9 protein-coding genes and 1 tRNA gene are annotated in these 12206 nt (G+C 46.4%); 8 read left to right on the top strand and 2 right to left on the bottom strand.

Annotation, left to right across the window (positions count from 1 at the left end):
* The first annotated feature begins 130 nt into the window (after positions 1-130).
* Positions 131-206, top strand: a tRNA-Glu gene (locus Q4Q52_RS09705).
* Between the two features lie 591 nt (positions 207-797).
* On the opposite strand, the gene Q4Q52_RS09700 is transcribed toward Q4Q52_RS09705, so the two are convergent.
* Positions 798-2627 (bottom strand): ABC transporter ATP-binding protein, encoded by a 1830-nt coding sequence (locus tag Q4Q52_RS09700; RefSeq protein WP_311990489.1) that lies wholly within the window; start codon positions 2625-2627, stop codon positions 798-800.
* Between the two features lie 435 nt (positions 2628-3062).
* On the opposite strand from Q4Q52_RS09700, the gene Q4Q52_RS09695 reads away from it, so the two are divergent.
* The 7 genes from Q4Q52_RS09695 to Q4Q52_RS09665 all read left to right on the top strand — a co-directional run bounded on the left by Q4Q52_RS09695 (position 3063) and on the right by Q4Q52_RS09665 (position 10347).
* Positions 3063-4760 carry an Ada metal-binding domain-containing protein gene (locus Q4Q52_RS09695; RefSeq protein WP_311990488.1) on the top strand — a complete coding sequence of 566 codons (1698 nt, stop codon included), beginning with the start codon at positions 3063-3065 and terminating at the stop codon, positions 4758-4760.
* A gap of 117 nt (positions 4761-4877) precedes the next feature.
* Positions 4878-5435 (top strand): methylated-DNA--[protein]-cysteine S-methyltransferase, encoded by a 558-nt coding sequence (locus Q4Q52_RS09690; RefSeq protein WP_107948247.1) that lies wholly within the window; start codon positions 4878-4880, stop codon positions 5433-5435.
* Positions 5436-5482: 47 nt separating this feature from the next.
* A complete protein-coding gene (locus Q4Q52_RS09685; protein WP_107948244.1) occupies positions 5483-6766 on the top strand; it encodes a DEAD/DEAH box helicase in 1284 nt (427 codons plus the stop codon).
* Positions 6767-6838: 72 nt separating this feature from the next.
* Entirely contained in the window at positions 6839-7309 is a 471-nt protein-coding gene (locus Q4Q52_RS09680; protein ID WP_006082288.1) for a dual specificity protein phosphatase family protein, read from the top strand.
* 140 nt (positions 7310-7449) lie between these two features.
* A complete protein-coding gene (locus Q4Q52_RS09675; RefSeq protein ID WP_106650974.1) occupies positions 7450-8346 on the top strand; it encodes a chemotaxis protein CheV in 897 nt (298 codons plus the stop codon).
* Positions 8347-8520: 174 nt separating this feature from the next.
* On the top strand, positions 8521-9747 hold the full coding sequence (gene sstT, locus Q4Q52_RS09670; RefSeq protein WP_006082286.1) for a serine/threonine transporter SstT: 1227 nt from the start codon (positions 8521-8523) through the stop codon (positions 9745-9747).
* Between the two features lie 75 nt (positions 9748-9822).
* Positions 9823-10347 carry a CIA30 family protein gene (locus tag Q4Q52_RS09665; protein ID WP_311990487.1) on the top strand — a complete coding sequence of 175 codons (525 nt, stop codon included), beginning with the start codon at positions 9823-9825 and terminating at the stop codon, positions 10345-10347.
* A 196-nt stretch (positions 10348-10543) separates the two neighbouring features.
* On the opposite strand, the gene Q4Q52_RS09660 is transcribed toward Q4Q52_RS09665, so the two are convergent.
* Positions 10544-11923, bottom strand: a complete 1380-nt coding sequence (locus Q4Q52_RS09660) for a Gfo/Idh/MocA family oxidoreductase (RefSeq protein ID WP_311990486.1) — start codon at positions 11921-11923, stop codon at positions 10544-10546.
* Between the last annotated feature and the right edge of the window lie 283 nt (positions 11924-12206).

Genomic DNA, 12206 nt, shown 5'->3' with positions numbered 1-12206 from the left:
CTATTTTTTATAGAGAGTGGTTCCTAGCAGATGACTAACGAGTTGTTTGGTAAGAACAAAGCATTTACTTCCTAGCCTACTGAAGTGCATGTGTTATAAAGCTCGGTTACGAGTTAAATCATAAGTCCGGGTCCCCTTCGTCTAGAGGCCTAGGACACCGCCCTTTCACGGCGGTAACAGGGGTTCGAATCCCCTAGGGGATACCAATTTTAATCAAGGTTTATCGAAACTTTGGTTAAAGACAATAAACCACCTAAAGGTGGTTTTTTTGTGTCTGAATTTTGAATATTAAATCGAGATCTCCCCGATTCATTTACGAGTCATACGCGTCGAGTTATTTGCCGATTCCGAATTTACCCACCAATCAAACCATCCACATTAAGATAAATGATGCTTCGAGAGACATACTTAGTGCGGTGAAGTCATTCTGTTCAATCGTGTGATAAGAATTATTTAAGTGTTTTTCTGCTTAACCTTGTACTAGCCCATGGTTAAAACTCACCTTTCGGATTATTGAGTGTGTTGGTACTTTGAATGCTGCTACTTTCAATACTGATAAGTTGAACCGTTAATCGCGATTTATCTCATGCTTCCAATCGCTAAACGATCGCAATTTGAAGTGAACCGTTCTTACGGTAGCTATTGTAATAGCTGAATAGCGTATCGTTGCGGTGAATATGAGGGCGGTGTAAGAGTGAAGCTTTGCGGGAAGAGGGCAGAATTAGGCGGAAACTTACTTGAGATAAAAAAGGCGACACTCATTGCTGAGTGTCGCCTCTCGTCATTTAACCTTTAATTTAGTCTACGCCTAAGAATCCACCGGTTTGGTGTGCCCATAGCTGAGCATAAATACCGCCAGCGGCAATAAGTTCTTGATGCGTGCCTTGTTCGACGACTCGGCCTTGATCTAACACTATTAGCCTGTCCATTGCTGCAATGGTCGAAAGTCGATGGGCAATCGCAATCACTGTCTTGCCTTGCATTAACTCATATAAACTTTCTTGAATGGCGGCTTCGACTTCAGAATCCAGCGCTGAAGTGGCTTCATCAAGCAGCAAAATCGGCGCATTTTTTAATAAAACCCGCGCGATAGCGATCCGCTGTCTTTGGCCCCCAGAAAGTTTTACACCACGTTCACCGACTTGGGCATCTAAGCCATGATTACCGTGAGGATCACTTAGATCCTTAATAAAGTCATAGGCTTGAGCTTGTTTAATGGCGCTATCGAGCTGTTCTTCGCTGGCCGTTGGATTGCCGTAAAGAATATTCTCGCGGATAGTACGGTGCAACAGTGATGTATCTTGGGTCACCATACCGATTTGCGAGCGTAGTGAATCCTGCATAACCGTCTTAATGTCTTGATCGTCAATATTAATCTGACCTTTTTCGACATCGTAGAATCGCATTAATAGATTCACTAAGGTCGACTTACCCGCGCCAGAACGCCCAACTAAGCCAACTTTTTCACCTGCCTTAATATTCAGATTCAGATCTTCAATCACCCCAGTCTGCTCGCCGTAATGGAAACACACTTGGTTGAAATCAATCTTGCCATGGTTGACGACCAGCGCCTTGGCGTCTGGCTCATCTTGGATGATCGTTGTTTTCGATAAGGTGTTCATCCCATCGGTGACTGTGCCGATGTTTTCAAATAACGAACTGATTTCCCACATGATCCACTGTGACATGCCGTTTAAGCGCAGTGCTAAACTGACAGCAATGGCAATGGCGCCGATAGTAATCGCGCTGTCAGTCCATAGAGCAATCGCTACCGCAGCAATGCTGAATGCGAGCACATAATTAATGATCTGCACGCTGACGCTGATGCCCGTGACTAAGCGCATCTGGCGATAAACCGTGTCTAAAAATATCCGCATACTCGATTTGGCGTATTCGGCTTCTTTTTGCGTGTGGGCGAATAGCTTTACTGTGGTGATGTTGGTATAGCTGTCGACAATACGGCCTGTCATGGTTGAGCGCGCATCGGCTTGCTCGGTAGAGACACTTTTCAGCTTAGGCACAAAGTACCATTGCAGCCCAATATATAGTGCAAGCCACACTAGCATAGGTATCACTAAGCGCAGGTCGGCGCTGGCGATCATCACCAACATAGAGGTGAAATACACTAAAATGTAAACCAAAACATCGAGCAACTTCATCACAGTTTCGCGCACGGCTAAGGATGTTTGCATCACTTTCGTGGCGATTCGGCCAGCAAAATCATCTTGATAAAATGACACACTTTGCTTTAGCAAATAGCGGTGCGCGAGCCAACGGATCGACATAGGATAATTGCCGAGCAAGGTTTGATGCATGATAAGCGCATGCAGTAATACCAAGATTGGCATCACAATCAGCACCATGCCCCCCATCAGCATTAAGATCGTGCCTTCGTCTTGAAATAAGGTTTCGGGATTTTTTTTCACAAGCCAATCCACTAATTGGCCCATAAATCCGAACAGGGACACTTCAAGCATCGCCAGCATAGCGGTCAGCACTGACATTAAGATCAGCGGCAGTTCGTAGCCTTTAGTGTAGTGGCGGCAAAAAGCATAAACCCCTGTGGGTGGCTTAGTCGGTTCATCATCGGGGAGGGCTTCAACCCAAGATTCAAATCGTTTAAACATGAATTAACTCTATGGTGAGATAAAAAATAGTCGCGTATAGCATATACCCAAACAACCTGAAGATGCAGGATTCAGCGGGAATTTAACGCACTTTAGGCAAGGCGGTTATTTGCAGACCTAGTGGACTAAGTTAAAAATAACCAACACGGCATAAAGTGCGTTAAAACCCGCCGGAACGGAGCGTCTAGGGCACTCCACTTCCGTGTTGCATCAATTCAAAAGGTGGCCGACATTCTGTCATTGATGCGCCTTGAATTGAAGCACTCTAGACGCTCTGAAACTCGTATCTTCAGGTAGCTTGGGTATACAAGATTTCATTCCCTAAAAGCATTGAAATGATTGAGTTCCGTTTTCCGCTAGTGCTACATGCTAGTTTTACGTAAAGTAATGAACAAGAAATTAATTGTGAGCGAATATTGTCGGGCGTGATGAAAAATGAGTACAGATAGAGCGTCTGAGAGTGCGATTAAGTGTGATGAAATAGACTCAGTGCATTCACTGGAATCCAGTGCGGGACTACTTTCTGTGTCTATTTGCCGTGAGGCTAGGATGAGCCGCGATCCGCGTTTTGATGGTAAGTTTTTTGTGGGCGTATTAACGACGGGGATTTATTGCCGTACCGTGTGTCCCGCCGTCGCGCCAAAAGAGCAAAATGTGCGTTATTTTGATTCGGCCGTGAAAGCCGCACAGGCGGGATTGCGCCCGTGTTTGCGTTGTCGGCCCGACAGTGCGCCAGGTTCAAATCCGTGGAAAGGCACTGGTACTACGTTGGCGAGGGCCATTAGTTTAATTGAAGCGGGCGCATTAGCGGGGAAATCATCGGGAGAGCCAGCATCGACTGTGACACAATTGGCTGACAGATTAGGGATCAGTAGTCGTTATCTCAATAAGCTCTTTACCGAAGGTTTTGGCACTTCGCCTAAACAATATGCCTTATACAGGCAGTTACTGTTTGCAAAACAACTGCTACATCAAACCCAATTACCTATCACCCAAGTCGCGCTGGCGGCGGGTTTCAATAGTATTCGCCGTTTCAATGAGGCATTTAAGCAAACCTTACAATTGACGCCAACTCAATTAAGAAAGACCGCTTTAACCAAGGCGGCAAAGGAGCAGGTTATTGATTCATCAACAGGATTCGGTGAAATTGATACTTTGGGTGAATTTGTACCGCACTATGGATTAACCCTATATCAATACTATCGACCCCCATTGGATTGGGCATCGCAGCTGGCATTTTATCGCTTACGTGCAGTGACAGGAATGGAGTGGTTTACGCCGCAAATGAGTCATCCACAAGCGAGCGATGCAGTTCAGATTGCAGATGAAACCTATGTTTCGGCAGAAGCCAAGGCTGACGAGAACGGGCTCGAATATGGTCGCTGTTTTGCCATAGGCAAGATGCGCGGCACAGTGCAAATTATCCATGAACCTAAGCTGAATCGCTTCAAACTTGCGATTGCTTTGACCGAAGATTCCGCCGTCGATGAGCTGCAATTGCTGGTCACTGAGGTGCGGCGCATTTTAGATCTCGATGCGGATATGCAGCAGATTGAACAAGGTTTAAGTACGCTACCGAGTTTAGGCTTAACACCGTTTTCGGGATTGCGCATCCCTGGCGCTGGATCTTTATTTGAAGCGGTTTGCCGCGCGATTTTAGGTCAGCAAGTGACAGTCGTGCAGGCGACTAAATTACTGAATATATTGGTTGAAGCCTATGGCGAGCGCTTTAGTCTCAATGGCCGCGAGTATCGATTATTCCCAACACCCGAGGCGATTCGTGAGGCGAGTTTAACTGAGCTAAAAATGCCGGGCGCCCGTAAATTAGCGCTCAATGCACTCGCGGCGTTTATCTGCGAACATCCAGAGGCAAGTGTCGATGATTGGCTTAGCGTTAAAGGCATCGGTCCTTGGACGATAGCGTATGCCAAGCTTCGTGGCTTGGGCGATCCAAACGTGTTTTTACATTCGGATTTGATTGTTAAAAAGCATTTATTGGCCTTATATATCAAGAACAATAAGTTAGATGAAACGGCCACCGCGGCAGTGAGCTATCCCCAATTGTGCGAGCAGCTGAGCCAACACATTGCCCCGTGGGGCAGTTACTTAACTTTTCAGCTTTGGCATCAATAACCATCAAGCCGCCTCGCATTGAACTGCCAGTTTAAAAAGATGAGTTAGCCGTCATGTTAAGAGTCAATTTAACGACTCAATTAAGAACCAAATTAAGGTCAAATAAAGAGACAGATTATGAAACATGCGATTCGTCAATTGAGCCAAGCGCCAAGCATTGCAGAATATCAACCCTGCGCCGTGGATACGTTTATCAGTCCTGCCGGAATATTGCAGTTAAATGCCAATGCTTATGGACTGAGCCATTTAACGGTTGTCGGCTCGGATCGAACTGAGATTGCGCTTGCCAAGGCGAGTGAGGATGCCCTCAATCAAGCTAAGGCGCATATTCGCGAAACTCAGGCGCAGCTCGCGGATTACTTTGCGGGTGAGCGGGTTGAATTTGATTTAAAACTCGCGCCCAAGGGCACTGAATTTCAGCGCGACGTATGGCAAGCCTTGCTCAATGTAGATTACGGCCAGAGCTGTAGTTATGGGCAGATTGCCGAGCAAATCGGTCGGCCTAAGGCGGTGCGCGCCGTGGGCGCGGCCAATGGTGCCAATCCCATCGCGATTATCGTGCCTTGTCATAGAGTGATAGGCAAAAATGGCAAGTTAACGGGTTACGCCTACGGGCTTGCGATGAAACAGCAGTTGTTAACGCTGGAAACTGACAAGCACTGCCTCGATATTTAAGCTAGAATAGCCGCCTATTAAGATATTGGTGAGCAGTTAAACTTTCTATGACTCAGGCTTCTTCCTCTGCGGCAAGCTTTGCCCAACTCGGCATTATTGCACCTTTGCTAAATCGACTAACCGAATTAGCGTATGTTTCGCCCACACCAGTACAGGCGGCGACGATCCCCGTTGTGCTTGCTGGGCGGGATGTGTTAGCCGGCGCCAATACGGGCTCGGGTAAAACGGCAGCCTTTGCCGTGCCGCTGTTGCAGCAACTTGTTGAAGCAAAAACAGACGATAAGACAGGTGCTTATGTTCGTTGTTTGGTCTTAGTACCAACCCGCGAATTAGCCCAACAAGTCGCAGACAGCTTTCTGTCCTATGCCTCGCATTTGAATGGCAAGCTAAAAATTGTCGCCGCGTTTGGTGGTGTTTCAGTCAATGCGCAAATGCAGAGCCTACGCGCTGGTGCTGATGTATTAGTGGCAACGCCGGGTCGTTTGTTAGATCTGTTGTCCAGCAATGCCATCAAACTTAACCGCGTTAGCGCCTTAGTGCTCGATGAAGCTGACCGTATGTTAAGCCTTGGTTTTACAGAAGAATTAGCCCAAGTGCTCGACGCGTTGCCCGCCAAGAAACAAACCTTATTATTCTCAGCGACATTTCCAGAAGAAGTCCGTGAATTAACGGCAAAATTGCTGAATGATCCGCTTGAATACCAATTCCAAAGTGAACAAGAAAGCACGATTCATCAGCGGGTGATCACCGTTAATCGTCCGATGAAAACCGCATTATTGGCGCATCTGATTAAAGAACATCAGTGGTCACAGGCGTTGATTTTTGTGAGTGCCAAAAATACCTGTAATCATTTAGCGCAAAAGTTGTCTAAACGTGGGATCAGTGCCGAAGTCTTCCATGGCGATAAAGCGCAAGGCGCACGTACGCGAGTGCTCGATGGTTTTAAAAATGGTGAGATCAGTGTGTTAATCGCCACTGACATTGCCGCCCGTGGTATCGATATCGATAAACTACCTGTGGTGATCAACTTTGATTTACCAAGAAGCCCTGCGGATTATATGCATCGCATTGGCCGTAGTGGCCGCGCCGGTGAAGCTGGCTTAGCTGTGACCTTGATTTCCCATGAGGATTATCACCACTTTGGCGTAATAGAGAAAAAGAACAAGCTTAAGTTAGTGCGTGAGCAAATTGTCGGTTTTGAAGCCGATGATGAAATGCCAGTCGAACTGTTAGAACAAGCTAAACCTGTCGCCAAGCCCGAAGGTATGGGTAAAAAAAAGCGTAAACAGTTGCCGGCTGCCAATGCTGAATTTTGGGGCAAAAAATCTTAAGTCGTTGGAAACAAGCTATTCTTAGCTTATCTCTGGCGTTCCTTGTCATCTCACTTGTCGTAGGTAAGGTTTATGCAACACTTATTCTGGTTAGTTGAAGGTAAAGTCGCAGGGCGCAGTGGTCCCAATAAAGATCCTTGGGATTTGCAAGCGCTTAAAGAGGCCGGTATTGGTGCCATCCTGTCGGTCAATGGGGGCGAAGGCTGCGAGCCGAGCACCTTTAAAAAGCTCGATTTACGTTACGAATGTATTCCCTTTTCGCGCAATGTGCCGCCCCAAGATGGGGATGTGGCGATTTGTGTCGCTCAATTGCCCAAGGCATTAGCTTTTATCCAACAGTGTGAAGCCGATGGCTTACCTGTGGTGATACATTGCCGTTCTGGTAAGGATCGCACCAGTCTTATCATGGCCTATTACTTAATGGTCAATGGTGCTGCGCCATTACACGCTGTCAGCCAAGTACGCAGTATTCGCGATATCGCCTTTACTGCCGATGGCTGGGATCAATTCGCCTTTGACGTTTTGTACGCATTACAAGACTAAGCCTTTTGTAGGTGTCTCAGGGCCGAACCTATTCATTAATAGGCATAATAGTTTCATTCGTTTGACCTTAGTCATCAAAATTTTACTGTGTTAAGGTTAAGCTATCCGCAGGTTGGTTTTAGTGAGTTATCTATCTAATTATGAAAAGTAAGGCAAGTCAGTCACAGGGATTACTACTGTTTCGGTTATCACAGACGCAAGTGTTTGCCTTAGGCACGTTGAAAGTGCGTGAGCTGGTGCCGTACACACGTCTCAGCAAAATCCCCCAATCTCATCCGACGATTCTGGGGGCTTCAACTATCCGTGGTCATACGATTCCTATCATAGATATGGCGGCGGCGATTGGTTATCGGCCAATAGCCCCTGAAGAGCGGGAAAAGTGCTACATCATCATCACGGATTGTCAGCGGATGATCATTGGTTTCTTGGTGCGCGGTATCGATAAGATTATTGAATGTAACTGGCGTGATATTGAAGCTCCTTCGTCTAGTTTAGGGAAAAATGCCTATTTAACGGGCGTGACACGTTTTGAGGACCAACTGGTACAGTTACTTGACGTTGAACTGTTATTGTCGAAAATCTTCCCCGATGATCCACAGACGAATCGGGCTATTTTGACTGACGTACAACGTGAAAAACTTAAACCTATGAATATCCTTTTAGTGGATGATTCTAAGGTGGCGCGTAAGCAGTTATCCGACGCCCTTGATATGATTAACATTCCTTATCGAGTCACCGCCGACGGTAAAGAAGCGCTAGTCATGATGGAGCAAGCGGCATTGGAACATCACCCGATAGATATTTTGGTGAGTGATATCGAGATGCCGGGACTGGATGGTTACGAATTGGCTTTTGAAGTGCGTGATAATCCACTGACTGCCAAGGCCTACATCATTTTACACACTTCTTTATCCAGCGAAATTAGCGTGAGTCAGGCCCATCAAGTTGGGGCGAATGAAGCACTAACTAAGTTCGATGCCCACGAGTTAATCGACGCTATGTTACGGGGCGCCGATCTCGCCTTAGATAAGCGCTAATCTGGCGCTTGTTAGTTTTTTGTATGCTTTTTGCGGGGCTAGGGTAATTTAGTTAGCTTATTTCCCCGCAAAACTAGACAAGTCCAGTCACATCCTATAAAAACCTTATTGGCCTCATTTCCGAAGGTGCGCGTTGGGGATCTCAACCGAAATATAATAACGATAGGTTAAACCATGAAACAAGAATCATCATTGTTAGCTAAGTTGGCTAATGGCAGTCTCGTAATACAAATCTTTTTGGGGATCATCGCTGGTGTGGTCTTAGCCAGTTTTTCACCGAGTAGCGCGAAAGATATCGCCTTCTTAGGCAGTTTATTCGTTGGCGCATTAAAAGCGATTGCTCCCATCTTAGTCTTTATCTTAGTGGCGTCATCGATTGCTAATCAAAAAAAGAATACTCAAACCAATATGCGTCCCATTGTGGTGCTGTATTTATTCGGCACTTTCGCAGCCGCATTAACCGCAGTACTCCTGAGTTCGATCTTCCCGACTAACTTAGTTTTAGTTGCTGGCGTAGAAGGCACTAGCCCACCACAGGGCATTGGTGAAGTCATTCATACCTTGTTATTCAAACTGGTTGATAACCCAGTCAATGCGTTAATGACGGGCAACTATATTGGTATCCTCGCATGGGGTGTGGGCTTAGGTTTAGCCTTACATCACGCTACCGATTCGACTAAACAAGTGTTTGCCGACATGAGCCACGGTATTTCACAAATGGTGCGTTTTATTATCCGTTTAGCGCCTATCGGTATTTTTGGTCTCGTTGCGGCGACATTTGCCGAAACCGGTTTTGCGGCGATTGCAGGTTATGCCCAGTTATTGGCTGTGCTATTAGGTGCGATGGCTATTATTGCTTTAGTTGTTAATCCATTGATTGTGTACGTGAAGATTAAACGTAATCCGTATCCGCTGGTATTTCAATGCTTGCGAGAAAGTGGTGTGACGGCGTTTTTTACTCGCTCGAGCGCGGCAAACATTCCGGTGAATATGGCGCTGTGTGAAAAGTTAAAGCTGCATGAAGACACTTATTCAGTTTCTATTCCCTTAGGTGCCACCATCAACATGGGCGGCGCGGCGATCACTATTACCGTATTGACCTTAGCGGCGGCGCATACCTTAGGCATTCAAGTCGATTTACTGACTGCCTTGTTACTGAGTGTTGTTGCTGCTGTTTCAGCTTGCGGCGCATCGGGTGTGGCGGGTGGTTCATTATTGTTGATCCCACTGGCTTGTAGCTTGTTTGGTATTTCTAACGATGTTGCCATGCAAGTGGTCGCTGTTGGCTTTATTATTGGTGTGGTTCAAGATGCTGCAGAAACCGCATTGAACAGTTCAACCGACGTTATCTTTACCGCTGCCGCTTGTGAAGCCGCTGAGAATAAAGCTAAACTGAGTTAACGAGTGCTGTTATTCGTATCGAAAAGTATTATGGAAGCAGTCACTTAGGTGGCTGCTTTTTTTATGGGAGTCGTTATGATCTTTTTTGATTTTAGCGTGCTAGATGCCGCAAAACCCTGGTATGGGATAAATGACACTGTGATGGGCGGTTTGTCCCGCAGTAAAATGACGGTTTCACCTTTGGGTTATGGTGAGTTTAGTGGCCATGTGTCGTTGGCAAATGGCGGCGGGTTTGCCTCAGTGCGTTGTGAGTTTAGCCCTATAGATGTCAGTGAGTTTACTGGGATTTACCTCGAACTCGATGGCGACCGAACTAAAGACTATAAAGTGAATTTAAAGGATGTCGACACACCACAAAGTACGGTGTATCAAGCGCCTATGCCCACGCCAACTCACCAAACCTTTGGCGTGAGTAGTGCCAGAGTATTGAATTGGCAGCGGATAGAAATTCCATTCAGTTATTTCAAGCCCCAATGTCGAGGTAAACCCATTTCCCGTCCGAATATAGTATTGAGTCAGTTGTGCAGCTTAGGGTTAGTGATTGGCGCCCAGCAGAGTGGCGACTTTTCTTTGAAAATCAGAGAAATCGGCTACTACTAACGCTTGTAGTGAGTTTCTTATGGTGAATTTATTGTCGCGAGTTTCTTACTGCTAAGTGCTTATGGCAGATGGCTTGTTGCTAATGGCGCGGGTCATCTCAAGGCTTAATTGAATAAGAAAAAGAAAAAGGATAAGGCCGAGGCACTTATCCTTTTGATGGGCAGGGCAAAGTGGTGAGTTTGGCGAAAGCCGCAGTTTAAGCGCCAACAATCCCTAATGGTTTGGCGGTTTGCCATGCCCCGCGGGTAAAATCAGGGAAGGTGACAGAGTTACTGCGATCATTAAGTGAATGTTCACTTAAAATATTCACCACCGACCAAGACGCGCCATCGTACACATCCTGATCTAAAGCCTCGCCATTGCGTAGGCAATAAATCATGCGCCATAGCATCACAAAGTCCATGCCGCCGTGGCCGCCGTTAATTTCAGCCTCTTTTCCTATGCGCTGCCACAGTGGGTGATCGTATTTGTCGTACCACTTTTGCATGTCCATATCCCACTCGTGGTAACTTTGACCAAAGCCACCATTTTCGACGGCGATCCGATTCGGGAAGCCAGCAAACACGCCATTTGTTCCTTGGATTAAATTATGGCGACTGTAAGGTCTTGGGGTCGTCGTGTCATGCTGTACCATTATTGTTCGGCCCTTAACGGTCTTAATCAGACTGGTATTGATATCCCCATTGATATACTTGAGCTGATTACGTTCATGATCGGCGGGAAATTCACGTTTAGCATAGAGCGCACGGCCAAGGGCAGGCGAACTCATCGAGGTTAGATAATCGAACCTGTCACCGCGGTTGATGTTCATATACTGGGAAACTGGCCCTAAACCGTGGGTCGGGTACAAGTTGCCGTTACGTTTGGTATGCCAGTAAGTCCGCCATGAGCCTGTCTTATGATCGATCTCTTTCATCTGCCAACGTAGCTCATGGATGTAGGCGGCTTCGCCGTGGAGTAGCTCACCAAACACGCCTTGGCGCACCATGTTGAGCACCATCAGTTCTTCGCGGCCGTAGTTGACGTTCTCCATCATCATGCAGTTTTTCTGAGTGCGCTCAGCAGTATCGACAACTTGCCAGCACTCCTCAACCGTGAGCGCCATTGGCACTTCGACAAAGGCATGCTTGCCGCTCTCCATGGTTTCTATCGCCATTGGCGCGTGCCATTCCCATGGGGTTGAAATAATCACAATATCGATATCATCGCGGCTCAACAGATCGCGATAGCTCAGATCATTACCTGTATAGACAGCCGGTGTTGGTCGATTCTGTTTAACGATATGATCCACGGCCCTGTCGACTACCGCTTGATGGGTATCACAAATGGCTTTGAGTTCAACGCCCTCTAGATGACAGAATTGCTCGACATGGCTAAAACCCCGCTCGCCAACACCGATAAAGCCGACTCGAACCACGTCCATCTTAGGTGCTATGAGTCCGATAACGGATTTACCCACTTGCGGTTTAGGGGCGACGCTACTGGCGTAGGCATTGAGAGCAATATTGGCAGTAACGAGTCCTGCAGTAGCGGCACCTGCGGCCTTAAGAAAATTACGACGATGAATGTTATGCATAGCGCTTCCTGCTTTATTTTTGTTTTGTAGGGATATTGAAATATCACTTGGTCTTATTTGTACGGTAATTCATTTATGGGTTATATCAGAAACCCCATTCAAATTGGCAATAAAGATGTAACAAGCTCCTATAAGTCCATTTAGTATGAAACGCGTAACATTGTTGGCTTGATGTAAAATTAAAAAAAACAATTGCTTGAGTTATTTTTGTTGCGAGTTCATCAATATGATCAAAGCAAACTAAAAAACGAAATTGGACAATATGTGGAGCATATTCATACCA

The organism is Shewanella sp. SP1S2-4 (assembly GCF_031932075.1).
Lineage (GTDB): Bacteria > Pseudomonadota > Gammaproteobacteria > Enterobacterales > Shewanellaceae > Shewanella > Shewanella baltica.
The sequence above is the reverse complement of the archived record's forward strand: the minus strand, read 5'-3'. Positions and strand labels throughout refer to the sequence as shown.

Excerpts from the sequence above, each read along its gene's own strand:
- sstT (WP_006082286.1), top strand. The coding sequence starts at position 8,521 with ATGAAACAAGAATCATCATTGTTAGCTAAGTTGGCTAATGGCAGTCTC.
- Q4Q52_RS09675 (WP_106650974.1), top strand. The coding sequence starts at position 7,450 with ATGAAAAGTAAGGCAAGTCAGTCACAGGGATTACTACTGTTTCGGTTA.
- Q4Q52_RS09660 (WP_311990486.1), bottom strand. The coding sequence starts at position 11,923 with ATGCATAACATTCATCGTCGTAATTTTCTTAAGGCCGCAGGTGCCGCT.
- Q4Q52_RS09665 (WP_311990487.1), top strand. The coding sequence starts at position 9,823 with ATGATCTTTTTTGATTTTAGCGTGCTAGATGCCGCAAAACCCTGGTAT.
- Q4Q52_RS09695 (WP_311990488.1), top strand. The coding sequence starts at position 3,063 with ATGAGTACAGATAGAGCGTCTGAGAGTGCGATTAAGTGTGATGAAATA.
- Q4Q52_RS09690 (WP_107948247.1), top strand. The coding sequence starts at position 4,878 with ATGAAACATGCGATTCGTCAATTGAGCCAAGCGCCAAGCATTGCAGAA.
- Q4Q52_RS09685 (WP_107948244.1), top strand. The coding sequence starts at position 5,483 with ATGACTCAGGCTTCTTCCTCTGCGGCAAGCTTTGCCCAACTCGGCATT.
- Q4Q52_RS09700 (WP_311990489.1), bottom strand. The coding sequence starts at position 2,627 with ATGTTTAAACGATTTGAATCTTGGGTTGAAGCCCTCCCCGATGATGAA.
- Q4Q52_RS09680 (WP_006082288.1), top strand. The coding sequence starts at position 6,839 with ATGCAACACTTATTCTGGTTAGTTGAAGGTAAAGTCGCAGGGCGCAGT.